Consider the following 22,745-nt stretch of genomic DNA (forward strand, 5'->3'; position numbering starts at 1 on the left):
CGGCTGGTCTAAACTGCCATAAGAAATGGGCAGTTAGGATCTGGGCGGGTGAATGCTCTCAGTTGATATCGCGATGGCGTTGACCTTTGTGGTCCTGACCGCCACCGTCGTCTTGTATGCGCTTGAGCGTTACCCGATAGAAACGGTCGCGCTCGGATCCGTCACCAGCTTCATCGTAATATTTTCGCTGATACCGGTCTTTCACAGCGACGGATCACGCGTTGCAACGGGTGATTTTCTGGAAGGGTTTGCCAATCCGGCCCTAATCACCGTCATCTGCCTGCTTGTGATCGGTCAGGGCCTCTTTCAGACAGATGCATTGGAAGGACCGGCCAAGGCCATCGTCCGCTGGACCCGCGGCCGGTCTAAATGGGCGACTGCTCCAATCCTGCTGGCCGTCGCCGTCCTCAGCGCGTTTTTGAACAACACGCCAGTGGTTGTGATGTTTCTGCCGATCCTGACCGCCGTCGCGGCAACAGCCGGACAATCGGCCTCACGGGTTTTGATGCCCCTCTCCTTCATCGCAATTCTCGGCGGCATGACCACCCTGATTGGCTCGTCCACCAACTTGCTGGTGGCCAATTACGCGGCGCAGTCCTCGGATCTGAAGCTGACCTTCTTCAGCTTCACCCCAATCGGGATCATGGTTGCCGGTGCCGGGATCCTCTACGTTTTGTTCGTCATGCCGCATCTGATGCGCAATCGCAAAACCATGGCCGAGGAGTTTCAGGCAACGTCCGGCAAGCAGTTCATCGCCCAGATCGAAATCACCTATGAGCATCCCCTGGTCGGCACCGAAGCCGTCTCCGGCATGTTTCCAAGCCTCAAGGATATGACCGTCCGCCTGGTTCAGCGGGGTCAGCAGCCGCTTCTTCCACCCTTTGAGAATGTGATTCTGTCACCAGGAGACACGGTGATCGTGGCTGCCACCCGCACCGCACTTGCCAATGCTCTTGCACGGCGCCAGCCGTTGATGGAAACAGATGGGGGCGAGACCAATGTAACCGGCCGTGAGGCCATGCCAAACCAGGATGGTTCTCTCAGCCTTGCGGAAGCTGTCGTTGCCCCCGCTTCGCGCCTCATGGGCCGCACGCTGCCGCAATCGGGCTTCTATACAGAAACCGGCTGTCTTGTGATGGGCATTCAGCGCCGCAGCCGCATGCCGCGCATGGCCATGAATGATATCCGCCTGGAAGCCGGTGACGTTCTGTTGGTCGCAGGATCTGAAGAAGATATCGCGCGGCTGCGTGGCAACCGGGATGTCCTGCTGCTTGATTGGTCGACGGCAGAAGTTCCACGCAAACGTTATGCGCCGAGAGCATTGGCGATTTTTGCCTGCGTTGTCGCGCTCGCAGCCTCAGGCCTGGTACCGATTGTGTCCACGGCCGTTGCCGGGACCTTTGCCATGATCGCCTCCGGATGCCTCAACATCCGCCAGGCCATGCGGGCCATCGACAGCCGGATATTCATGCTGGTCGGCGCCTCACTTGCCGGGGCGGTCGCCCTGGAATCCACCGGGGGCGCCTCGGCTATTGCCATGTCACTTGCCGACATCCTTCACGGCAGCCCGCCTGGCGTCGTCCTGTCCGCCTTGTTCTTTATGGTGATGATCCTGACGAACTTCCTGTCGAACAACGCAGCCGCAGTCCTCTTCACACCCATTGCCATCAATCTCGCTGATCAGATCGGCCAGCCGCCAGAAGCCTTTATTGTCTGCCTGATCATTGCCGCGAACACGTCGTTTGCCACGCCCGTCGGATATCAAACCAACTTGATTGTGATGGGCCCCGGACATTACCGTTTTGCTGATTTCCTGCGTGCTGGCGTCCCGCTGGCGCTTGTTTTATGGTTGACCTTCTCACTGATCGCACCATGGTACTATGGGCTGTGAGGGACGACTTTTACGCCGTAGGAATAGCTGGTGACACGCCACCCGACCGACCATCCGCAGTTTTATCTGACTGCCCCCGCGCCCTGCCCCTATCTTGAGGGTTTGCAGGAGCGCAAGGTGTTCACGCATCTCGTCGGCCACGGCGCGCCTGCGCTCAACGAAGTGCTCACACAAGGTGGTTTCCGCCGCAGCCAGAACATCGCCTATCGTCCGGCCTGCGAGAACTGCCAGGCTTGCGTCTCCGTGCGTGTTCGCGTCGACGACTTCAAGTGGACCAAATCGCTCAAGAGGGTTTGGAAATCCGGGGCGGATGTGATCGGAGCCCGCCTTCCGCCGAGTCCATCGGCCGAACAATATGATCTTTTTCGCGATTACCTGCAGGCGCGCCACGAAGACGGCGGCATGACCGAGATGAGTATCCTCGATTACGCCATGATGGTGGAGGATACGCATGTCGAAACGATGGTGATCGAGTATCGCAAACGCGGACCGGATACATTCATAACAGGCGCCGGGACTGGGCCGCTGCTTGGCGTTGCTTTGAGCGACCAGCTCAGCGATGGCCTGTCGATGGTGTATTCCTTCTACGATCCGGCCTTCACCGAGACCGCGCTCGGCACCTATATGATTCTCGATCACATCGAGCGCGCGCGGAAACTCCGCCTGCCTTACATCTATCTCGGTTACTGGGTCGATGGCTCGGTCAAGATGGCGTACAAGGCGCGCTTCCGGCCACAAGAACATCTCGGGCCGGACGGCTGGACGACAGTCGACGCACCGAGTGGGCCCAGCGGTTCAACAAAAGACTGACGCTTCCTACAGAATGTGCTGACGGATCGACGTGAAGACATCGCGGAACATGTCTTCGGTCAACCGCCCCGTATTCGTGTTGTACCGGGAGCAGTGGTAGCTGTCGAACAGGACAAGGTCCGTCTTGGGGAGTTCATGGCGCCCATTGTGGGAAAACGGGAATTGTGCCCGCTTCAGGTCCAGCGCTGTCAAAAACGTCTCGTGTGCAATCCGGCCAAGCGCCAAGACTGCCCGGATAGACGGGTTGGCCGCCAGCGTCGACAAAAGGTATGGTCGGCAGGTCTTGATTTCCGGTCCTGTCGGTTTGTTCTGAGGCGGCAAGCAGCGTACAGCGTTGGTAATCAGTGCGTCAGTCAGCACCAACCCGTCATCCGGCCGCGCTTCATACCGCCCCTCGGCGAAACCGAAATCCAGCATGGTCTTGTAAAGGAGATCACCGGCATAATCGCCGGTGAACGGCCGGCCTGTCGCGTTTGCACCGCGCATGCCCGGAGCAAGTCCAATGACCAGCAATCTCGGATTTGGAGACGTAAAGGATGGAACGGGCGCATTGAACCATTCGGGATGCTCGGCCTGAAGGCCCTCCCGGAATTCAACCAAACGAGGGCACGCCCGGCAATCCAGAGGCGGATCGACGGGCGTAGCCTGAACATCGTTGACCGGCATCTAACCGCTCTTAGTAATCGTCGTCATCATCCTCGTCATCGATCTCCGGCATTGGAGGACGCTGAGGACGTTCAGCCGGATCGCGGCCGATTTTGTTGGCAAGACTTGCCAAATCGATGAAGTGGTCGGCCTGGCGGCGCAGATCATCGGCAATCATCGGCGGCTGTGTTTTCAAGGTCGATACGACACTGACCTTGCGGCCCTTGCGCTGAAGCGCTTCGACAAGTGAACGGAAATCGCCGTCACCGGAGAAGAGCACGATGTGATCAACGGATTCCACAAGTTCCATAGCATCAACAGCAAGCTCGATATCCATATTGCCCTTGACCTTGCGGCGTCCCGCACTGTCAACGAACTCCTTCACAGGCTTCGTGATGACCTTATAGCCATTGTAGTCGAGCCAATCGATCAACGGGCGGATGGAGGAATATTCCTGATCCTCAATCAGCGCCGTATAATAGTAGGCACGCAACAGATAGGCCTGGCCTTGAAATTCCTTCAGCAGACGCTTGTAGTCAATGTCAAAGCCGATGGCCTTGGCAGTCGAATACAAGTTTGCACCGTCGATGAACAAGGCAACCTTTTCTCGTGCATCAAACATTTATATTGAAACCCTTCTAAGTGGTATGCGCATCCGGTTTATGACCGCAGACCCGAGTATCCTTCCCACCAAAGGAACCGAACGGAACAAAAACAAAAATAACGCATATAACTCCTGACCACCGGCTCTTTTTGCCACGTTTGCAATCAGGTTCTTTTTAGTTCTTCTAGAACGCCTTGTTTTACACATAGGGCGCTATAGACTGGCGTACACCATCTGCTCTCCCAGCCGCAACGGCTTTGGCAGGCGTACATAGAGAAAATAACTGTATTTTTGCACAATTCCCGTCATCTCCCCGGAATTTCGACAAGGGGTTGCTTTTTAGTAACCGCATCACTATACGCTTGAAGTTCTTGTTACTAAAGCTATGGAGACGTCGAATGGCGCGCGTGACCGTCGAGGATTGTATCGACAAGGTCGAAAACCGGTTTGAGCTGGTGCTGATTGCTGCGCATCGTGCTCGCATGATTTCCAGTGGTTCCCCGTTGACGATCGACCGCGACAACGACAAGAATCCTGTTGTCGCTCTGCGTGAAATCGCCGAACAGACCGTCAGCCCTGAAGACATGAAAGAAGACCTCATTCACTCTCTTCAAAAGTTCGTTGAAGTGGATGAGCCGGAAGCCGAATCTGTTCCGGTTGTCGCTGTTCCAGGTCAACAGCAGGTCACCCAGGTCAACACCGTCGACGACAGTGCCGTTGAATTCGACCGCATGACAGAAGAAGACCTTCTGCGCGGCCTGGAAGGTCTTGTGCCGCCTGAGCGGACCGACGATATTTGATATCATTCTCATGGCCGGAGCGTTGCTGGACTGACCTGGCGCTCCGGCTGCATTTTATCAGTCCCGCCGTGTAAGTTGGCGGTTGCATGGGTCAGTCTCGGCCATGATGCGTCAATACGAATTGGTTGAGCGTGTCACCCGCTACAACCCGGATACAGACGAAGCCTTGCTCAACAAGGCTTATGTATACGCCATGCAAAAGCACGGCTCGCAGATGCGGGCCTCCGGTGACCCCTACTTCTCACATCCCCTGGAAGTCGCGGCGATCCTGACGGACTTGCGCCTTGATGATGCGACCATCGCCGTCGCCTTGCTCCATGACACCATCGAAGACACGGATGCAACCCGCGCCGAGATTGATTCTCTGTTCGGTGAAGAAATCGGGAAACTTGTCGACGGTCTGACTAAGATCAGCCGTCTGGATCTGGTATCCCGAAAGGCCAAGCAGGCGGAAAACTTCCGCAAACTGCTTCTTGCCATCGCAGACGATGTGCGTGTCCTGTTGGTGAAACTTGCCGACCGCCTCCACAACATGCGCACGCTTCAGCATATGCCAGAGCACAAGCGCGGCCGGATCGCGGAAGAAACCATGGAGATCTATGCGCCGCTGGCCGGCCGCATGGGCATGCATGACATGCGGGAAGAGCTGGAGGACATTTCCTTCCACACGCTCAATCCAGAAGCCTATGAGACGATCAACGAGCGTCTTGAGGACCTTAGAGAGCGCAACAAGGATCTGATTCTCGACATTGAGACCACACTGACGGAACGCTTGTCGGAACGTGGTATGGCTGCGCTGGTCAAGGGACGGGAGAAGCGCCCCTACTCCATTTTCCGCAAGATGCAACGCAAGGCGATCGGCTTTGAACAGTTGTCGGATATCTACGGCTTCCGGGTAACGGTCGGCACTCTGGAAGCGTGTTACCGGGTGCTTGGTGTCATTCACACAACCTGGCCAACTGTTCCTGGCCGGTTCAAGGATTACATCTCCACACCGAAGCAAAACGACTACAAATCACTGCACACCACGATTGTTGGCCCGTCCCGCCAGCGTGTCGAGCTGCAAATCCGCACAGTGAACATGGACCGGGTCGCCGAATACGGGATTGCCGCACATGCGCTCTACAAGGACGGTGAATTCGGTGGGCGGAACATTGCCAATCACACCGAGGATTGCCGCGCGTTTGAATGGCTCCGCCGGACCACAGAGCTTCTGGCCCAAGGGGACACACCAGAAGAGTTTCTTGAAAACACGAAACTGGAACTCTTCCACGATCAGGTGTTCTGCTTCACACCCAAGGGGCGGCTGATTGCACTACCACGCGGCGCCACACCGATCGATTTTGCGTACGCGGTTCACACAGACATTGGCAACACCTGCGTCGGCTGCAAGATCAACGGCAAGATCATGCCGCTGGTAACCGCCCTTCACAACGGCGACGAGGTCGAAGTCATCCGCTCGCAGGCGCAAACACCGCCGCCAGCCTGGGAAGCGATTGCCGTGACCGGAAAAGCGCGTGCCGCGATCCGCCGGGCAACCCGGGAATCTGTGCGCCAGCAATACGGCGCGCTGGGCGAGCATATTCTCAAACGCGCCTTTGCACGTGCCGACAAAAGTTATTCTGAAGACCTTCTTGAGGCAGTCTTAGACACGCATCACCAAAACAGCGTTGCAGATCTCTTGGCCGCCGTAGGCCGGGGCGACCTCAGCGCCCAGACCGTACTGAAAACCGCCCATCCAGATTATCAGGATGAACGCGTGGCCATCTCCGGGCCGCCGTCCGGCGAAGGCTGGTTTGACCTCAAACAAGGCCACGGTCTCAAGTTTCGCATACCTCCAACAGGGCTTGCCGATGCAATCGTTGAGGACGGCGATGATTGGTCAGATACCAATGCGCTGCCAATTCGGGGCTTGTCCGGCGACATCCCGGTGAGCTTTGCGCCAGATGGCGGTGCTGTGCCCGGTGATCGCATTGTCGGGATCTTGACCTCATCCGGTGGGCTGACCATCTATCCGATACAATCGCCTGCCCTGAAAGAATATGACGACGAGACTGAGCGCTGGGTTGATGTGCGCTGGGATATCGATGTCAATAATCCGGAGCGATTTCCGGCGCGGCTTGATATCTCCGCGGCAAACGAGCCCGGGTCACTGGCAACGATCGCGCAGGTCATTGGCGAGAACAGTGGCAATATCGATAACGTCAAAATGCTTCAACGCGCACCGGATTTTCATCAAATGTTGATTGATTTGGAAGTGTGGGATTTGAAACACTTGAACCGCATCATCAATCAACTCCGTTCCAAACCGAATGTCTCCAGTGTAAGCCGGGTAAACGGCTGACCGGACTGATCAAGTCAAAAGGACCCGCTTTATGACACGTGACGACGTGCTGTCCGTTTTCCGCGACGCCGGTGCAATTCTCGAAGGGCATTTCATCCTAACATCAGGACTTCGCAGCCCGATTTTCCTGCAAAAGGCCCGGGTCTTTATGTACCCGGACAAGACGGAGATCCTGTGCAAGGCGCTGGCTGAGAAGATCCAGGCGTCGGATCTCGGACCTTTGGATTTTGTTGTCTCCCCTGCGCTCGGCGGCCTTATTCCCGGTTACGAAACCGCCCGCCATCTAGACGTTCCGGCAATGTGGGTTGAACGCGAAGATGGTGAGTTCCGCCTGCGCCGGTTCGAGATGCCGGAAGGTGCGAGGGTCATTATTGTGGAAGATATCGTCACGACAGGCCTGTCCAGCCGCGAGACGGTAACGTCTCTGAAAGCACTTGGTGCTGAAGTTCTTGCAGTCGCCTGCCTGATCGACCGGTCCGGCGGTGAGGCAGATGCAGGGGTTCCGGTGATTGCTTTGGCGGATTACAAGGTTCCGGCCTATGAGCCGGACAACCTGCCGCCAGAACTTGCCGCACTCCCGGCCGTCAAGCCGGGCAGCCGTGGCCTCGCCTGAATAAAAATGTGATTGAGAGGACTTAACGCCGCCAAATGCTGTTCCGCCGCCGTAATAGACCAACACATGTCGAGCGCCTTCGGGTTGCCGTGTGGCCGCGGCACAGCTGGACCCGCTCGACGCGGTACTTCGGCAAGCGTGTCCTGCGGTTGACGGCAACGCCTCATGCGATTGCTATCGGCTTTGCGGCGGGTGCATTTGCGTCCTGCACGCCCCTAATCGGTTTTCACTTTCTGACCGCTTTTGCACTGGCGTGGCTTCTTCGGGGCAACATGATTGCATCGGCGCTGGGGACATCGATCGGCAACCCTCTCACCTTCCCGTTCATCTGGGCGTTCACCTACAAGATCGGTCAGTGGGTGCTTTATGGTCAGGCCCCGGATGCTGATCCGCACGCGGTTCATGCGCAGTTCCAAAGCTCACTGTTTACCAAATCGCTCGATTCGCTTTTGCCCATGGTCAAGCCGATGTTCATCGGTGCTTTGCCCATGGGTTTGGTGCTCGGCACGGTTTCGTATTTTGTCGTCTATAAGAGCGTTGAGGTGTATCAGCGGCGCCGGAAGGTCACACTTGATGCCCGGAACAAGAGGCTCTTTCCAGACCCACACCGGTCATTTGACGACGAAGCTGGCAGCTGAGCGGTCTCAACCCTACATAATCGGTCCTGAACGGAACGAATGGAATTGACCAAACATGATTTTGGGCATCGGCAGTGACCTCATCGACATTCGCAGGATCGAAAAGACCCTGGAGCGGTTTGGGGAGCGTTTCACCAATCGGGTCTTCACAGAGATCGAACGAGCAAAGTCCGATCGCCGGGCCCAAAGGGCGGCGTCCTATGCCAAGCGGTTTGCTGCCAAAGAGGCCTGCTCCAAGGCACTTGGCAGCGGAATTCGCATGGGGGTCGCCTGGCGGGAAATGGGTGTTGTCAACCTGCCCTCCGGCAAACCCACAATCAGCCTCACCGGTGGCGCTTCGGACCGCTTGAACGCCATGGTACCGGAAGGGTTCAAGGCGTCCATTGACCTGACCATCACCGACGATTTTCCGTTGGCGCAGGCCTTTGTTGTCATTTCTGCGTGGCCGGAAGACTGGCCGGAGCCCCCATCAACAACTTCCTCGTGAGCATGACAACGAAGCTTTGGCTATTGATTGCTTCACTGGCCGCAACCGGCTAAGAGTGGCCGGGATCCGGGCACCGGCTCCGGCGGACTTTAGAGAATAACTTTAGGGACAGCATGAGCGTGACCGAAAACGGAAAAGATAAGGAAGGTGGCGTTTACGAGACCGTAAAAGTCATAATCCAGGCCCTTCTGATCGCCCTTGTGGTCCGGACTTTTCTCTTTCAGCCCTTCAACATTCCCTCCGGGTCCATGAAGGACACGTTGTTGATCGGCGATTACCTGTTCGTATCGAAGTTCAGCTACGGCTATTCGCGCTATTCCTTCCCGTTTGGGCTTGCGCCGATTTCCGGCCGCGTCTGGGATGCGGAACCAGAGCGCGGCGATATCGCTGTATTCAAGCTGCCGACAAACACCTCCGTTGACTATATCAAGCGGGTTATCGGCCTGCCAGGCGATACGGTTCAGATGATCGATGGTGTGGTTCATATCAACGGAGAGGCTGTCCCGCGCGTCCGCATCGACGACTATATTGAAGAATCTTCCGGTGGTGCCGTGCGCCGGGTGCCGCGCTACCGCGAAACACTGCCTAACGGTGTGAGCTACGACACACTGGACATCACGGACCGCGGCCAACTGGACAACACTCGCGAATACACGGTGCCGGAGGGGCATTACTTCATGATGGGTGACAACAGAGACAACTCGGTCGACAGCCGTGTCCTCAGCCGGGTTGGCTATGTTCCTTATGAAAACTTTATCGGCCGGGCAGAGATCCTGTTCTTCTCCATCGGTGACGGCACGCCGGCCTGGCAGATCTGGACATGGCCGTGGACGGTCCGTTGGGACCGCATTGGCCAGGGTCTTTGACGCCCTCATCGATAGGCAACGTCCGGTGAATGTCACCGGACCAACGATATGACAAAAGAAAAAAAGCAAAACCCCATCGCGGCGTTGAAAGCGGCGCTGGCCTATGAATTCAAGGATCTGGAGTTCCTCCGGGTAGCGCTAACCCATGCCAGCGCCCTTGACCCGGCCGACACGGTGTCGGGCAGCTATCAACGCCTTGAGTTTCTTGGTGACCGTGTGCTCGGGCTGGTGGTCGCCTCCATGCTCCATCACCATTTCCCAAAGGCAGATGAGGGCGAGCTGGCCCGCCGGTTCAATCACATGGTCAAACGCGAAACCTGCGCGGAGATCGCCAGCGAACTCGGCGTCGGTGATGCCATGCGGATCGGTCAGGCAGAGGCTCAGACCGGCGGGCGGAAGAAAACGGCCCTCCTTGCAGATATCTGCGAAGCGATCATTGCCGCAATCTATCTCGATGGCGGCTTTGACGCCGCAGATGCATTCGTCCGGCGCCTTTGGGAGCCGCGTATGCTATCCTGGACCGGCCCTTTGAGAGACGCAAAGACTACGTTGCAGGAGTGGGCCCAGTCCAAGAGCCTGCCAACGCCGCGCTACGAAGTTGCCAGCCGGGAAGGCCCGGACCACGCACCGAGCTTTACAGTGTCCGTCATTGTGCAGGGCCTGAAGAACGGTGAGGGAACAGGCGGGTCGAAACGGATTGCCGAACAACACGCCGCCGAAGCGGTGCTGCGCCGCGAAGGCGTGTGGAAGGACTGAACGACGTTGAGCGACGATACCTCAAACGAACCTGAAGACTTTGAGACCGACGACGAAGGTACAGAGTTTGTAGCGCCGAAAGGCCGCTTCGATATTCCCCTGCCCGATCCTCTGGGGGCAATGCCATCAGACACGAAGGCCGGCTTTGTCGCCCTGATCGGCGCACCGAATGCCGGAAAATCGACGCTGATCAACCAGCTGGTCGGCACGAAGGTCTCGATCGTCACGCACAAGGTGCAAACCACCCGCTCCATCGTGCGCGGTGTGGCGATGAACGGCACTGCCCAGATTGTATTCATCGACACCCCTGGGATCTTCAAGCCCAAACGGCGGCTCGACCGGGCCATGGTCGATACCGCTTGGGGTGGTGCGCGCGATGCCGATGTCATCGCCCTTTTGATTGACGCCCGGAAAGGCATCGATGAGGAGGTGGAATCCATCCTCAAGCGTCTCAAAGGTCAGACGGCACCAAAGGTGCTGATCCTGAACAAGACCGATGTTGCCAATCGGGAGAAGCTATTAAAGATTGCCCAAGCGGCCAATGAACACATTGAGTTTGAAGAAACTTTCATGATCTCCGCGCTGACCGGCGACGGCACGCAGCAGATCTTGGACTACTTTTCCTCAAAGATCCCGGATGGCCCATGGCTTTATCCGGAAGACCAGCCGTCCGACCTGCCCTTGCGCATTCTTGCGGCTGAAATTACGCGCGAGAAGCTTTTTGAACGCTTGCATCAGGAGCTGCCTTACATTTCTACAGTCGAGACTGAGCGCTGGGAGACCAAGAAAGACGGATCAGCCCGGATCGAACAGACCATCTATGTAGAGCGCGACAGCCAGAAGAGCATTGTGCTCGGCAAGAAGGGCCAAACGATCAAGCAGATCTCCCAGGCCTCGCGCAGCGAGATCTCGGACATCATCGAAGCACCAGTGCATTTGTTCCTGTTCGTTAAGGTGCGTGAAAACTGGGCCGATGATCCGGAGCGCTACCGGGAAATGGGGCTGGAATTTCCAAAGTAGTTGGCCTTCTGCACGAGAATCCGGCACGGTCTAGCGTCGGCCTGAGCTAGGGACAGTCGCGTTGGAATGGAGCGGACACGGTGTGGTTCTAACCACCCGCAAACACGGCGAAAACGACGTCATACTGGAAGTGATGACCGCAGACCGCGGCCGTCACCTCGGCCTTGTTCGTGGTGGCCGGTCAAAGCGCCACCGTCCTGCATTGCAGCCCGGCAATGAATTGTCTCTCACCTGGAAAGCCCGGCTTTCCGATCACCTCGGGCAATTCCAGATAGAACCACACACGGCACGTGCTGCTGACCTGATGAACAGCGGAATTGGATTGGCTGCCGTTCAACACCTTGCGGCATTGGTCCGGCTTCTCCCAGAACGCCATCCCTATCCGCGCATCTATAGCGCGCTGAATGTTGTGCTGGATCACCTTGATGCAAGCGATGCGGCTGCCGCTCTCATGATCCGCTTTGAGCTGGAATTGCTGCAGGAACTGGGGGCCGGTCTGGATCTGACATCCTGTGCCGCGACCGGAACGACCGACGACCTTGCCTATGTCTCGCCGCGCTCTTCCCGCGCTGTAAGCCGGGAGGCGGGGCGTCCCTATCATGACAAGCTGCTCCCCCTGCCCTCGTTTTTGCTGGAGGGGCAGCGCCAAGCCGGGACCGAGTTGACCTGGCAAGACGTCACCCAAGGGTTTCAGCTAACTGGCTTCTTTCTCGACCGGCAGCTTGGCGAGCGCAACATCACTGACAGTGGTACGCGCGCGCTTCTAACGAATGCACTAGAAAAACGCTACAGATCTGAATTCCCTTGGAATTTTTGACCCTGAGCCCAGATCAGCTGGCTCTTGGAAGCCCGTCGATTGAAGGGGCTGTTCGATCCGGTAATCCCGTTGCCAGAAGCTGAGCCAACTCTGTTGCGTTAAGCGGTTTTGAGAAAAGATAGCCTTGGACGAATGATGTTCCGAGGTCTTTCAGAACAGACAGTTCTTCTTCCGTTTCAACGCCCTCGACCACACACGAGATTGCCATATCCCGGCTGAGTGCCAGGAGTGATTTCACAATGCCATAGCCGGTGCTTCCCGGACAAAGGTTAGACACAAAACTGCGGTCGATCTTGATACAGTCGAGCGGCAAGCGATGAACGTGGGAAAGGCTCGAGTACCCGGTTCCGAAGTCATCCAGAGAAATCCGGACACCTGCTTCCTTCAAGGTGTCCAGCGCGCGCCGTGTTTCCTTGAAGTCCCACATGACGGACGTTTCGGTCACTTCACAGCTCAACCGCTGAGGGTCGATCCCGGATTGCTGGAGGATCCTCAAAAACTCAACGATGAAACGTCTTGAAGACAAGTTGGACGCCGACAGGTTGAAAGACAGTCGAAGGCTCTCCGGCCATGTTTTGGCCTGAAACAAGGCCTTTTCGAACAGATCGAGACTAATCTGATTGATCACACCGGACCGTTCGGCGAGCGGGATGAAGTCGACCGGTGCGACGTGGCCAAGTTGGGGATGATGCCAACGCGCAAGGCACTCAACGCCGAGGATTGAATTGTTTCGAATATCGATGATCGGCTGAAACGCGAGGTAGAGACCGTCTCTGGTCTCTTCATCGAGCAACGCTGACAGGATCTCGGTGTCCCGGGACCGGCGGGCATCAAGGCAAGCATCATAGGAAACAGAGGTTTCCTTGCGGTTGTCGCGGGCGGTGGAAAGGGCAAAATCAGCCCGTTCAAACAATTCCGTTGCACATGTCACAGCCCCGTTGGAGTGGGCTATGCCGGCGGAATAGTTGGGCCGAAAGCGGCCCTGTTTCGTTTCAACCGGTTGCTCGATCAGGCGCTCAAACGCCGCTTCCACCCTTTGATACTTTTCAGGATCGCAGGTCCCGAATAACCCGAATTCGTCGCCGCCGACCCGGCCAACGAACACCCCTTCACCTTCCATGCCGGCTAGACGGCGGGCAACTTCCTTTAACACCTGGTCTCCGGCATCCAGTCCGTAAATCTCAGTGATCGATTTAAGGCCACCGATGTCGAAGATGCACAGACCGAAACGCTCTCCCGATGCATTCGCGGCCCGAAGTTGCCGGTCCAGTTCTTGCCGGAAAAACCGCTTGTTTGCGACACCGGTCAGATGATCAGTGGTGGCGAGCTGGTAATTTAGCGCGTTGAGCTTCTCGGTTTCCCGATGTTTCTGCTCAAGATTATGGCTTTGCTCTTTGAAGCGCGTGCCGGTCTTGATGAGCGAAATGAAGTCCCGATAGGTATTCATTTCAATCAGCGCCACGAGGAATGTAACCGCCACCCCAAAGAGTGCCATCAGTTGATAGGCCGGGTCCCCGTACCAGCTGAAGAACAATGTGTAGATGCCTGTGCTGGAAACCGCGTTGGTGACCGCGATTGAGCGCAGATGCGTCAGGCTGAACAAGGCACTCAGGTTGCCGACAAGGATCGCCAGGAAAATCTGAACCTGCGAAAATGCAGTTCCATAGGGAAACAGCACCAGAGCCCAGATTGTAAAAATAGAAGGGGCCAGGGCTGCAATGATCTGTGTTCTCTTCCGCCAGACGATCAAGGCCTCCAGAGTTCTCGGAGGTGATTTTGGTGCGGACCAAAGACGGCGAATACGGCAGTAGGACCAGAGAGTTGTGCAAATTGGATAAATCAGAACCAGCCAAAGCGGCGCGTAACTGATTTGCGTGAACGCAATGGTCCAGGCGCAGATGAACCGGATGATGTAGAGAAAAGGGGCCTGGCGCCGTGTCGATTCATACTGCGCTTTTGCAACTTCAATGTCCTGGCTGTCATCCAGCAACCAAGTGGACAGCGCGGACTTCAAACCAGAAAAAGGGCTGGAAACTCTGTTCATACCGATGATCGTCGACAATCCTGCTCGTTACATTTCGGGCAACTTCTCAGACAGCCTCGATCCGAGGTGTTAAAAACACCATAATGCCTTTTTCATTGTTATTTTTACGGTAAAAAAACAACTAATGGTCGCATCTAAAACCGAAACACCCCTTCAAACGGGCAGGGTTGCGTTGAGCGCTCGAATTTGAACTCAAACCGCACTTGCTGCTGCCTGTGTATCATGCGGAAAACCGTTGAAAATCTGCGGTTTTGATCCCTATGTGCGCGCCGGTTGATTGAACTGCTCCGCGGAAGCCGGTAGCAAGCAAGTATGGGACAAGAAGTGACACCGCCGCCAAGCGGCATTGAAGGCATCAACCTGAAGGACGCGCTGGAAGAGCGCTACCTGGCCTACGCATTGTCGACCATCATGCACCGGGCTCTGCCTGACGTTCGTGATGGCCTGAAGCCGGTGCACCGGCGCCTACTCTACGCAATGCGGCTTTTAAAGCTGGATCCAGGCCAGGGTTTCAAGAAATGCGCCCGCGTCGTCGGCGATGTCATCGGTAAGTATCACCCCCACGGGGACCAGGCAGTCTATGATGCGCTGGTCCGCCTGGCCCAGGACTTTGCACAACGCTATCCGCTGATCGATGGTCAGGGCAACTTCGGCAATGTTGACGGCGATAACGCCGCGGCCATGCGGTACACCGAAGCCCGCATGACCGACACCGCCAAACGCCTTCTGGACGGTTTGGACGAGGATGCGGTCGATTGGCGCGAAACCTATGACGGCGAGGACAAGGAACCGATCGTCCTTCCAGGCGGGTTCCCAAACCTTCTCGGCAACGGTTCGTCCGGTATTGCGGTAGGCATGGCAACCTCGATCCCGCCGCACAATGCCTTTGAACTCTGCAACGCTTGTCAGCATCTGATCAAGAACCCGGATGCTGAGGTCGATGAGCTTCTAGAGCACATTAAAGGCCCGGACTTCCCGACCGGTGGCCTGCTGGTCTCCGACCAGGGTTCTATCCGCGAGGCCTACGCGACGGGGCGTGGCAGCTTCCGGGTGCGGGCACGCTGGGAAGTGGAAGAGCTTGGCCGGGGGCAATGGGCGATTGTCGTCACCGAGATCCCCTATCAGGTTCAAAAATCCCGGTTGATAGAAAAGATCGCCGAGCTACTGACCGCCCGAAAGCTCCCGCTTCTGGACGATGTGCGCGACGAATCCGCCGAAGACATCCGGATCGTTCTGGTGCCGCGCACCAAGAACGTCGATGCCAACATCTTGATGGAATCCCTGTTCAAGCTGACGGACCTGGAAAACCGTTTCTCGCTGAACATGAACGTCCTATCCATGGGCAAGGTCCCGATGGTGATGGGCCTCAAGCAGGTGCTGCGGGAGTGGCTGGACCACCGCAAGGTCGTCCTTGTTCGCCGCTCCGAACACCGGCTTGGCCAGATCAATCACCGGCTGGAAGTGTTGGCCGGCTATCTGATCGCCTATCTCAACCTTGACGAAGTCATTCGCATCATCCGCGAGGAAGACGACGCCAAAGCATCGCTGATCCGCACCTTCGAGCTGACCGACGTCCAGGCCGAAGCGATCCTCAACATGCGTTTGCGCTCCTTGCGCAAGCTGGAAGAGCTTGAGATCCGCAAGGAACACGACAAGCTGACGGATGAAAAGGATCAGCTGACCAAACTTCTTGGATCCGATGCGCGCCAGTGGACCAAGATCTCCAAAGAAATCGGCGAAATCGCTAAGGTCTATGGCCCGGAAACAGCCATCGGCAAACGCCGCACGGACAAAGCGGAAGCTCCGGAAGCGGATCTGGTCGACATTCAGCAGGCGATGATCGAAAAGGAACCGATTACGGTCATCATCTCTGAAAAGGGCTGGATCCGGGCACTCAAGGGCCACCAGGCAGACCTTTCGAGCCTCTCCTTCAAGCAAGGCGACAAGCTTAAGCTCTCCTTCCATGCGGAGACGACCGACAAGATCCTGGTCTTCTCCACCGGCGGCAAGTTCTTCACGCTCGGTGCGGACCGCCTGCCGGGCGGACGTGGCCATGGCGAGCCGATCCGTTTGATGGTGGAAATGGACGAGGCGCAGGATGTCGTCAGCGCCTTCGTTCACAAACCCGGACGGAACCTTCTCCTCAGCAACAACGAAGCCCGCGGTTTTGTCGTCAGCGAAGATGATGTCGTTGCCAACACCCGGAAAGGCAAACAGGTCTTGAACCTCACAGCACCGGCTGAAGCGGCTTTGTGTGTCGATGCGACCGGCGATCATGTTGCGATCATTGGTGAGAACCGGAAGCTTCTGGTGTTCCCGCTCGCGCAGATCGCCCAGATGGGGCGTGGCCGCGGTGTCCGCCTGCAGCGCTACCGGGATGGCAATGTCTCTGACATCCGCGTGTTCAAAGGCGAAGACGGTCTTACCTGGACCGACAGTTCCGGGCGCAGCTTCACCCGCTCGCTGGAGGAGCTTTCCGAATGGCTCGGCGACCGCGGCCAGGCAGGCCGCCTGCCCCCGACCGGGTTCCCGCGCTCGAACAAGTTTGGGCCGAAGACGCTTTAAACCAAGCTGGCGGCATTCAACTGCCGCCATTTTCCAGGCGACATGCCAAACGCACGTTTGAAATGACGGGACATATGGCTTTGGTCTGCAAAGCCACCGGCCGTGGCCGCTGCCGCAAGGCATTCGCCACCCGCAAGGCCGCTCTTGACCCGCTCCAAACGGCGCATGACCAGATACCGATGCGGGCTCGTTCCAAAAGCCGCCCGGAACTGTCGGGACAGCGCAAACCGGTCCAGACCTGAGACTGCTTCCAGGTCACCTGAGTCAATCGGGTCGGCCGCATGTTCTTTTAAATACTCGGCGCAGGCTTTCAGAACCGGCCAGTCGAGCGTCCGCCGGACGGGACGTGCATCATCTGAGAAGCGGCTCAAACAACTGGCCAGATCTGCCAGAAGATCAGAAACCCTCAAGTCCCCCATTTCACCGTCGAGACCCTGCAAGGCTTCGATCAAGCTTCTCTGAAACACTGGATCCGTCAGAACGGGAGTCGCAACGTGGGGCAGCGCCTTCCCCCCAAGCGCCTCCGCAATCATTTCCGGCGGGATATACATCATCCTGTAGCGCAAGCCAGTCTCTGTCCCGGCCCCGCCATCATGAACTTCATCCGGGTGGATGACGATCACCTGACCGGGACAAGACGCCCGCTCCGCACCGCGATATTTGAACCGCTGCACGCCGTGCAATGTCAGGCCAATGGCATAGGTATCATGACGATGAGCCGAGAAGCCGTTGCCCTGGAAATTGGCTTCGATCCGCTCAATCCCGGCTTCAGTCGGCGCTACGCGAATGCCGTCCCGGCCGATTTTGCACAAACGTTCAAGACCGTTTCCGGCCGCACCGCCTAGGCTGGCCGTCTCTCGCCTTTCCTCAAATCCCATTCTGGAATTTTCATTCATGTTCGATACCAAATTCGTCATCGTCGTCCGCGAAGACTTGGCCATGTGGCAGAAACTGAACGTCACTGCATTCTTGTCTACCGGCGTCGCCGCTGCCAAGCCGGACATCATCGGAATGCCCTATAAAGACGCTGACGGCAATGTCTATCATCCGATGAGCGTCCAACCCGTGATCGTTTTGAGTGCCAATGCAGATACGCTGAAGAAGATCCACCGGCGCACGCTTGAGCGGCAAGTCAAATCGAGCCTTTACATCGAAGAAATGTTCTCAACCGGCCACGACAGCGCCAACCGCGCAGTTTTTGCAGAGCATGCTCCAGATGACGCAATGGTCGTCGGCATTGCTTTTCACACGGACAAAAAGACCGCCGACAAGATTTCCAAAGGTTCAAAGATGCACGGATAGTAGGTTTTACGGGACTGAACACCCTGTTGACCGATTGCCCCGCACCGGGATTGCGATTATGCAACACCCTGCAGGCAACTCGGGATTGCCAGCAGCCAGAATACCTACTCTGCGCGCATCAACAATGCACTCTTAGCAAGGACGTCCTCCGGCATGGCCAAGCTTGCAACGAAAAAAGGTTGCCTGACCTCGTTGAAGGTGTTGGTCGTCCTGGGGCTGATCGGCTGGGGACTGTTGTCCTGGTTCGCACCAACGGCCCATGTCCGCTACGAGCTGGAAGTGACCCTGGAGGTAGACGGCGAACCGGTGACCGGCAGCGTGGTGCAGGAACTCACTGTCAATCACGGCCTTTTTCGGGGATTGTCGGGCAAACTGATCACACGCAAAGTCCGCGGTCAGGCGCTAGCCCTGGATATTCCCGGGCGCGGCACCTTGTTCGTGACCATGGCGCTCTACTGTCCAGGGAAGACGGAATGGGGACAATGCAAATATGGCTATGCCTATCTCGTTGAGACAGCCTGCGAGATCAAGAAGGAACAGCCCAACTTCGCGGTGTTCGTCCGCCGGTTCAAGCGGCTCGAAGGCTCCTGCCCCATCGCTGAGAATCAATTGCCCGTCATGGTCCGGTTTGAGGACCCGCTGCGCTCTGAGACCGCGCAGCAGGTTCTGCCGCAGGATCTGGGCACAGCATTTGGGCCTGATGTCCGGTTCGTAAGTGCTGGCCTCACCTTCACCGACGTCCCCGTCTCCACTGGAATCGATAACCGCTTGCCTTGGTTGTCAGACAATCCCTCGCGACATCTTGGTGAGTTCACTCACGAAATGCCTCAGCCATTCTACCGAAACCTCACTCATGGCGCATTCAAAAGGATCTGGAAATGAGACATTCTGTAGAAGAATTGCAAACAATGTTGGCCTCTCGCAGTCCGGACCTTGGCTCATCATTAATCGTTGGCCAATAAGCTATGCACCTGACATCCTTCATTAAAATATTAGATTCAATTTTTTAACATAGCAGCGCAGTGAGATATTTCGGCGCCATGGACAAAACCAGCGGTTTTGGCAGGAGCCATCGACACCACAGTTACACTTCCCAGACGAATTGCCCCTCGACGCGGCCGGTTTTGTTATGCACACTTGCGAAAAATCGGGAGGGAATATGGTCGCGGCGTTTACTTTTCATACCAGCGAACGGATTGTTTTTGAAAATGGTGCCGCAGCTGCGCTTGACCGGCATGCGGCGGATTTTCTGGGTGACCGGCCCTTTCTGGTCACCGATCCGGGAATCGTTTCCCTCGGATTGCAAGAAGCGTGTGAAGCAAGCCTGACCAGCGCCGGATATCAGATTGGCCGCTTTTCAGAGGTCGTTGCAGATCCGCCGCAAAAACTGGTCGAAGAGGCCGTCACAGCCGCCAAGGACCATGGCGCGACCTCAATCATCGGGTTTGGCGGCGGCTCCTCTCTGGATGTTGCCAAACTGGTCGCCCTATTGCTCGGCAGCGGAGAAGATCTGAACGATGCCTGGGGCATCGGCAATGCCAAAGGGCCGCGCCTTCCCCTCATTTTGATCCCGACCACCGCCGGCACCGGATCTGAAGTCACGCCGATCTCGATCATCACGGTCGGCGCCGATGAAAAGCGCGGTGTTGTTTCCCCGCACCTTTTGCCGGATTTGGCCGTTCTCGATCCGCTTTTGACCCTTGGCCTGCCGGCCCATGTGACTGCTGCCACCGGTGTGGATGCCATGGTGCATGCGATCGAAGCCTATGCTTCAAAGTCCGCCAACAACAATCCATTGTCGCGCACGCTTGCGGTCGAAGCACTGAAGCTGCTCGGTGCCAATATCGAAACTGCCGTGTTTGATCCCACCAATGTGAGCGCCCGTGGCGGCATGTTGCTCGGCTCGAAACTGGCTGGAATGGCGTTTGCCAATTCGCCGGTTGCGGCTGTGCATGCCCTCGCCTACCCGATAGGCGGGACGTTCCATGTACCGCACGGGCTTTCGAACGCGCTGGTTCTCCCGCATGTGCTTGAATTCAACAATGCGGTTGCCGCACCCACCTACGCGGACCTTGCCCCTGCACTGTTTCCGGATCTGATCGAACTTGCCAGCGCCGACGAGCGCGCGGATGCCTTTGCAAAGCGTCTCGCCGCACTTACGGAAAACCTCGGCCTGCAGACCCGTTTGAGTGAAGTTGGTATCTCTGAAAAGGATCTGCCGAAAATGGCGAGTGATGCCATGAAACAGACCCGGCTTCTCGTAAACAATCCGCGTGAAGTCACCGAGACGGACGCCTTCAACATCTACGCGGCGGCCCTATGACGGCAAACAAATCTGCAGCGCCTGAACGCGCGAAACCACTACAACGGTCAGATTTCCAAAGTTTCCTGGAAATCCCCACCCGGTGGATGGATGTGGACATGTATGGTCATGTCAACAATGTCCAGTACCTGAGTTACTTCGATACAGCCGTGAACAGCTGGTATATCGAAAATGGTCTGCTGGATCCGGTGCGCGGAGAAACCGTGTTTCTTGTTGCTGAGACGGGTTGCAACTATTTCGCGGAGCTGTTGTTCCCGAGCATTGTTTCAGCGGGTCTCAGAATAGAACAAATCGGTAAGAGCTCAGTGGTTTTTCGGGTCGGTCTCTTTTCCGGCGAAGACCTTCTGACTGCAGCGCACGGCCGCTTTGTTCATATCCATGTTGACAGACGAACCCGGCGCCCGCTTCCAATTCCGGACAAAACCCGCAAGGTTCTGGAAACGCTGTGTTAAGTTGTTAGCTTATCAGCAAAATCGCCCTTGGCTGGAGCAAAGTTCTCCACATCTCAACAATCTGCGCACAGGTGATCAACAGTGGTCTACCCACAGCTTATCCACACGCTAGCAACAGGTTATAGACAGGCTGTTCCACACGCCGTTGCCGAGAGCCAACTCGATTTATGAACAACCGCTTTAGGAAAAATTCTTCATCAAACGAGACTTCTCACGCTGCCAGTCGCGTTTTTTCTCCGTCTCGCGCTTGTCATGAAGTTTCTTGCCGCGCGCCAGGGCCAATTCGAGTTTCGCCCGCCCCTGCTCATTGAAATAGAGCTTGAGCGGAACAATCGTCTTGCCGTCTTTTTGAACGGCTCCGGCCAGCTTGCCGATTTCGCGCTTGTGCAAAAGCAGCTTCCGCGGACGGCGCGGTTCATGGTTGAACCGGTTCCCCTGCAGATACTCCGGGATATAGACGTTGTAGATCCAGATCTCGCCCTTGTGCTCGGCAGCGTAAGACTCGCCAATATTCGCCTTTCCCGTGCGAAGGGATTTGACTTCCGTCCCCTTCAGCTCGATGCCGGCTTCCAGCGTGTCTTCGATCTCGTAATTGAACCGGGCCTTCCGGTTGTCGGAGATGATGGTCCGGCCCGGATGCCCCCCTTTTTTCGGAGCCATAAGCGTATTCCTGGGGCGCGCCGCAGCACGCCCTTCTTTGTATTAGTTGATCAGACCTGCATGCGACAACGCGCTACGGATCTCTGCCTGCGTGCCTTCGGAAATCGGAACGAGCGGCAAACGCAGCTCTTCGTCGATCTTACCCAAAAGCGACAAGGCATATTTGGCCCCTGTTGGGCTCGGTTCAAGGAACAAGGCCCGATGAAGCGGTGCGAGACGGTCCTGATACTCCAGCGCCTTCGCGTAATCACCGGCAAGTGTCGCAGCCTGAAACTCCGAACACAGCCGCGGTGCGACATTGGCTGTTACCGAAATGCAGCCCACCCCGCCATGTGCATTGAAAGCCAACGCAGAAATGTCTTCACCGGAGAGCTGAATGAAATCCGGCCCGCACAACTGGCGCTGCCGCGAAACCTTTGCCATGTCCGCAGTTGCGTCCTTGACACCTTTTATGTTGTCGCAGGTCTCAAAGAGCTCGGCCATGGTCTCCGGTGTCATGTCGATGATGGACCGCCCCGGAATGTTGTAAATGATGATCGGAATCCCGACAGCATCATTGATGGCCTTATAGTGCGCCTTCAGGCCCGCCTGGTTCGGTTTGTTATAGTAGGGTGTCACTACAAGAAGTGCGTCCGCACCCGCCTTTTCAGCGTGCTGGGCGAAATCAATCGCTTCGATCGTGTTGTTGGACCCTGCGCCCGCGATGACCGGAACACGGCCGCTGGAAGCCTCAATGCAGAGCTCGATAACACGCTTGTGTTCATCGTGGCCAAGCGTCGGGCTTTCACCGGTGGTTCCGACCGGAACGAGGCCAGTGGAGCCTTCCTTAATCTGCCAATCCACGAACTCCTGAAACCGTTTCTCATCAAGCGCACCGTCCTTGAAGGGCGTGATAAGCGCTGGGATGGAGCCTTTAAACATCTCGGTTTCCTTTTGGATCGGCAGTACGTGGCTAAGCTTGGGACGAATGCCCAAAGAGTTCTAACGGAGGCGCAACATACTCACCCGGCCCGCTTCCGGCAATCCTGCAACTGCTGTTTAGAAGGCTCAATTTCGCTTTTCTTGCGGCTGTTGCACCATTGGTTCGAATTTCTGCCACTTAGTTGGC

Annotated in this window: 22 protein-coding genes; 16 read left to right on the plus strand and 6 right to left on the minus strand. The window is 56.7% G+C overall.

What is annotated here, in order from left to right; genetic code table 11:
- The first annotated feature begins 52 nt into the window (after nucleotides 1-52).
- Together ACQY4Z_RS03015 and ACQY4Z_RS03020 are read left to right on the plus strand one after the other, a co-directional pair.
- Nucleotides 53-1,891: an SLC13 family permease gene (locus ACQY4Z_RS03015; protein ID WP_428526551.1), complete on the plus strand. Its 1,839-nt coding sequence runs from the start codon at nucleotides 53-55 to the stop codon at nucleotides 1,889-1,891.
- A gap of 30 nt (nucleotides 1,892-1,921) precedes the next feature.
- Nucleotides 1,922-2,701, plus strand: a complete 780-nt coding sequence (locus ACQY4Z_RS03020; RefSeq protein WP_428526553.1) for an arginyltransferase — start codon at nucleotides 1,922-1,924, stop codon at nucleotides 2,699-2,701.
- A 6-nt stretch (nucleotides 2,702-2,707) separates the two neighbouring features.
- On the opposite strand, the gene ACQY4Z_RS03025 is transcribed toward ACQY4Z_RS03020, so the two are convergent.
- Together ACQY4Z_RS03025 and ACQY4Z_RS03030 are read right to left on the minus strand one after the other, a co-directional pair.
- Nucleotides 2,708-3,367 (minus strand): uracil-DNA glycosylase, encoded by a 660-nt coding sequence (locus tag ACQY4Z_RS03025; protein WP_428526555.1) that lies wholly within the window; start codon nucleotides 3,365-3,367, stop codon nucleotides 2,708-2,710.
- 10 nt (nucleotides 3,368-3,377) lie between these two features.
- Nucleotides 3,378-3,968, minus strand: a complete 591-nt coding sequence (locus tag ACQY4Z_RS03030) for an NYN domain-containing protein (protein ID WP_428526557.1) — start codon at nucleotides 3,966-3,968, stop codon at nucleotides 3,378-3,380.
- 380 nt (nucleotides 3,969-4,348) lie between these two features.
- Between ACQY4Z_RS03030 and rpoZ the strand changes: the two genes are divergently transcribed.
- The 9 genes from rpoZ to recO all read left to right on the plus strand — a co-directional run bounded on the left by rpoZ (nucleotide 4,349) and on the right by recO (nucleotide 12,291).
- Nucleotides 4,349-4,750 carry a DNA-directed RNA polymerase subunit omega gene (gene rpoZ / locus ACQY4Z_RS03035; protein ID WP_428526559.1) on the plus strand — a complete coding sequence of 134 codons (402 nt, stop codon included), beginning with the start codon at nucleotides 4,349-4,351 and terminating at the stop codon, nucleotides 4,748-4,750.
- A 103-nt stretch (nucleotides 4,751-4,853) separates the two neighbouring features.
- Entirely contained in the window at nucleotides 4,854-7,094 is a 2,241-nt protein-coding gene (locus tag ACQY4Z_RS03040; protein WP_428526561.1) for a RelA/SpoT family protein, read from the plus strand.
- Between the two features lie 31 nt (nucleotides 7,095-7,125).
- Entirely contained in the window at nucleotides 7,126-7,707 is a 582-nt protein-coding gene (pyrE, locus tag ACQY4Z_RS03045; protein WP_008189523.1) for an orotate phosphoribosyltransferase, read from the plus strand.
- Nucleotides 7,708-7,742: 35 nt separating this feature from the next.
- Nucleotides 7,743-8,345: a DUF2062 domain-containing protein gene (locus tag ACQY4Z_RS03050; protein WP_428526564.1), complete on the plus strand. Its 603-nt coding sequence runs from the start codon at nucleotides 7,743-7,745 to the stop codon at nucleotides 8,343-8,345.
- 55 nt (nucleotides 8,346-8,400) lie between these two features.
- A complete protein-coding gene (acpS, locus tag ACQY4Z_RS03055) occupies nucleotides 8,401-8,832 on the plus strand; it encodes a holo-ACP synthase (RefSeq protein WP_428526566.1) in 432 nt (143 codons plus the stop codon).
- A 113-nt stretch (nucleotides 8,833-8,945) separates the two neighbouring features.
- A complete protein-coding gene (lepB, locus tag ACQY4Z_RS03060) occupies nucleotides 8,946-9,698 on the plus strand; it encodes a signal peptidase I (RefSeq protein WP_428526568.1) in 753 nt (250 codons plus the stop codon).
- 48 nt (nucleotides 9,699-9,746) lie between these two features.
- On the plus strand, nucleotides 9,747-10,454 hold the full coding sequence (rnc, locus tag ACQY4Z_RS03065; RefSeq protein ID WP_428526570.1) for a ribonuclease III: 708 nt from the start codon (nucleotides 9,747-9,749) through the stop codon (nucleotides 10,452-10,454).
- 120 nt (nucleotides 10,455-10,574) lie between these two features.
- The gene (era, locus tag ACQY4Z_RS03070) at nucleotides 10,575-11,474 is read left to right on the plus strand and encodes a GTPase Era (protein ID WP_428529693.1); all 900 of its coding nucleotides are present in this window, start codon (nucleotides 10,575-10,577) and stop codon (nucleotides 11,472-11,474) included.
- Nucleotides 11,475-11,535: 61 nt separating this feature from the next.
- Nucleotides 11,536-12,291 carry a DNA repair protein RecO gene (gene recO / locus ACQY4Z_RS03075; protein ID WP_428526572.1) on the plus strand — a complete coding sequence of 252 codons (756 nt, stop codon included), beginning with the start codon at nucleotides 11,536-11,538 and terminating at the stop codon, nucleotides 12,289-12,291.
- A gap of 13 nt (nucleotides 12,292-12,304) precedes the next feature.
- Here recO and ACQY4Z_RS03080 read toward each other — a convergent pair whose 3' ends face one another.
- Nucleotides 12,305-14,353, minus strand: coding sequence for a putative bifunctional diguanylate cyclase/phosphodiesterase (locus tag ACQY4Z_RS03080; RefSeq protein WP_428526574.1), 2,049 nt, complete (start codon nucleotides 14,351-14,353; stop codon nucleotides 12,305-12,307).
- 294 nt (nucleotides 14,354-14,647) lie between these two features.
- On the opposite strand from ACQY4Z_RS03080, the gene parC reads away from it, so the two are divergent.
- Complete coding sequence (gene parC, locus ACQY4Z_RS03085; protein WP_428526576.1) at nucleotides 14,648-16,900, plus strand: DNA topoisomerase IV subunit A; 2,253 nt, start codon at nucleotides 14,648-14,650, stop codon at nucleotides 16,898-16,900.
- On the opposite strand, the gene ACQY4Z_RS03090 is transcribed toward parC, so the two are convergent.
- Nucleotides 16,897-17,778 (minus strand): AraC family transcriptional regulator, encoded by an 882-nt coding sequence (locus ACQY4Z_RS03090; protein ID WP_428526578.1) that lies wholly within the window; start codon nucleotides 17,776-17,778, stop codon nucleotides 16,897-16,899. The two genes, parC and ACQY4Z_RS03090, sit on opposite strands and share 4 nt — an antisense overlap.
- 16 nt (nucleotides 17,779-17,794) lie before the next feature.
- Here ACQY4Z_RS03090 and ACQY4Z_RS03095 point away from each other — a divergent pair, with 16 nt between their 5' ends.
- From ACQY4Z_RS03095 to ACQY4Z_RS03110, 4 genes are all read left to right on the plus strand, one after another.
- The gene (locus ACQY4Z_RS03095) at nucleotides 17,795-18,202 is read left to right on the plus strand and encodes a DUF2000 family protein (protein WP_428526580.1); all 408 of its coding nucleotides are present in this window, start codon (nucleotides 17,795-17,797) and stop codon (nucleotides 18,200-18,202) included.
- A gap of 153 nt (nucleotides 18,203-18,355) precedes the next feature.
- Entirely contained in the window at nucleotides 18,356-19,084 is a 729-nt protein-coding gene (locus ACQY4Z_RS03100; protein WP_428526582.1) for a hypothetical protein, read from the plus strand.
- Between the two features lie 277 nt (nucleotides 19,085-19,361).
- Nucleotides 19,362-20,525 (plus strand): iron-containing alcohol dehydrogenase, encoded by a 1,164-nt coding sequence (locus tag ACQY4Z_RS03105; RefSeq protein ID WP_428526584.1) that lies wholly within the window; start codon nucleotides 19,362-19,364, stop codon nucleotides 20,523-20,525.
- A gap of 86 nt (nucleotides 20,526-20,611) precedes the next feature.
- The gene (locus ACQY4Z_RS03110; protein ID WP_428529695.1) at nucleotides 20,612-20,977 is read left to right on the plus strand and encodes an acyl-CoA thioesterase; all 366 of its coding nucleotides are present in this window, start codon (nucleotides 20,612-20,614) and stop codon (nucleotides 20,975-20,977) included.
- 180 nt (nucleotides 20,978-21,157) lie between these two features.
- Here the strand turns inward: ACQY4Z_RS03110 and smpB are convergent, their stop codons facing one another.
- Together smpB and dapA are read right to left on the minus strand one after the other, a co-directional pair.
- Complete coding sequence (gene smpB, locus ACQY4Z_RS03115) at nucleotides 21,158-21,637, minus strand: SsrA-binding protein SmpB (RefSeq protein ID WP_133950617.1); 480 nt, start codon at nucleotides 21,635-21,637, stop codon at nucleotides 21,158-21,160.
- 42 nt (nucleotides 21,638-21,679) lie between these two features.
- Nucleotides 21,680-22,558 carry a 4-hydroxy-tetrahydrodipicolinate synthase gene (dapA, locus tag ACQY4Z_RS03120; RefSeq protein WP_428526587.1) on the minus strand — a complete coding sequence of 293 codons (879 nt, stop codon included), beginning with the start codon at nucleotides 22,556-22,558 and terminating at the stop codon, nucleotides 21,680-21,682.
- Nucleotides 22,559-22,745: the final 187 nt, after the last annotated feature.

Source organism: Roseibium sp. (assembly GCF_965276855.1).
Classification (GTDB): domain Bacteria; phylum Pseudomonadota; class Alphaproteobacteria; order Rhizobiales; family Stappiaceae; genus Roseibium.

Coding starts and splice junctions, on each gene's coding strand:
- ACQY4Z_RS03015 (WP_428526551.1), top strand. CDS start 53: ATGCTCTCAGTTGATATCGCGATGGCGTTGACCTTTGTGGTCCTGACC.
- ACQY4Z_RS03025 (WP_428526555.1), bottom strand. CDS start 3,367: ATGCCGGTCAACGATGTTCAGGCTACGCCCGTCGATCCGCCTCTGGAT.
- ACQY4Z_RS03030 (WP_428526557.1), bottom strand. CDS start 3,968: ATGTTTGATGCACGAGAAAAGGTTGCCTTGTTCATCGACGGTGCAAAC.
- rpoZ (WP_428526559.1), top strand. CDS start 4,349: ATGGCGCGCGTGACCGTCGAGGATTGTATCGACAAGGTCGAAAACCGG.
- ACQY4Z_RS03040 (WP_428526561.1), top strand. CDS start 4,854: ATGATGCGTCAATACGAATTGGTTGAGCGTGTCACCCGCTACAACCCG.
- pyrE (WP_008189523.1), top strand. CDS start 7,126: ATGACACGTGACGACGTGCTGTCCGTTTTCCGCGACGCCGGTGCAATT.
- ACQY4Z_RS03050 (WP_428526564.1), top strand. CDS start 7,743: ATGCTGTTCCGCCGCCGTAATAGACCAACACATGTCGAGCGCCTTCGG.
- acpS (WP_428526566.1), top strand. CDS start 8,401: ATGATTTTGGGCATCGGCAGTGACCTCATCGACATTCGCAGGATCGAA.
- lepB (WP_428526568.1), top strand. CDS start 8,946: ATGAGCGTGACCGAAAACGGAAAAGATAAGGAAGGTGGCGTTTACGAG.
- rnc (WP_428526570.1), top strand. CDS start 9,747: ATGACAAAAGAAAAAAAGCAAAACCCCATCGCGGCGTTGAAAGCGGCG.
- era (WP_428529693.1), top strand. CDS start 10,575: ATGCCATCAGACACGAAGGCCGGCTTTGTCGCCCTGATCGGCGCACCG.
- parC (WP_428526576.1), top strand. CDS start 14,648: ATGGGACAAGAAGTGACACCGCCGCCAAGCGGCATTGAAGGCATCAAC.
- ACQY4Z_RS03090 (WP_428526578.1), bottom strand. CDS start 17,778: ATGGGATTTGAGGAAAGGCGAGAGACGGCCAGCCTAGGCGGTGCGGCC.
- ACQY4Z_RS03095 (WP_428526580.1), top strand. CDS start 17,795: ATGTTCGATACCAAATTCGTCATCGTCGTCCGCGAAGACTTGGCCATG.
- ACQY4Z_RS03100 (WP_428526582.1), top strand. CDS start 18,356: ATGGCCAAGCTTGCAACGAAAAAAGGTTGCCTGACCTCGTTGAAGGTG.
- ACQY4Z_RS03105 (WP_428526584.1), top strand. CDS start 19,362: ATGGTCGCGGCGTTTACTTTTCATACCAGCGAACGGATTGTTTTTGAA.
- ACQY4Z_RS03110 (WP_428529695.1), top strand. CDS start 20,612: ATGGATGTGGACATGTATGGTCATGTCAACAATGTCCAGTACCTGAGT.
- smpB (WP_133950617.1), bottom strand. CDS start 21,637: ATGGCTCCGAAAAAAGGGGGGCATCCGGGCCGGACCATCATCTCCGAC.
- dapA (WP_428526587.1), bottom strand. CDS start 22,558: ATGTTTAAAGGCTCCATCCCAGCGCTTATCACGCCCTTCAAGGACGGT.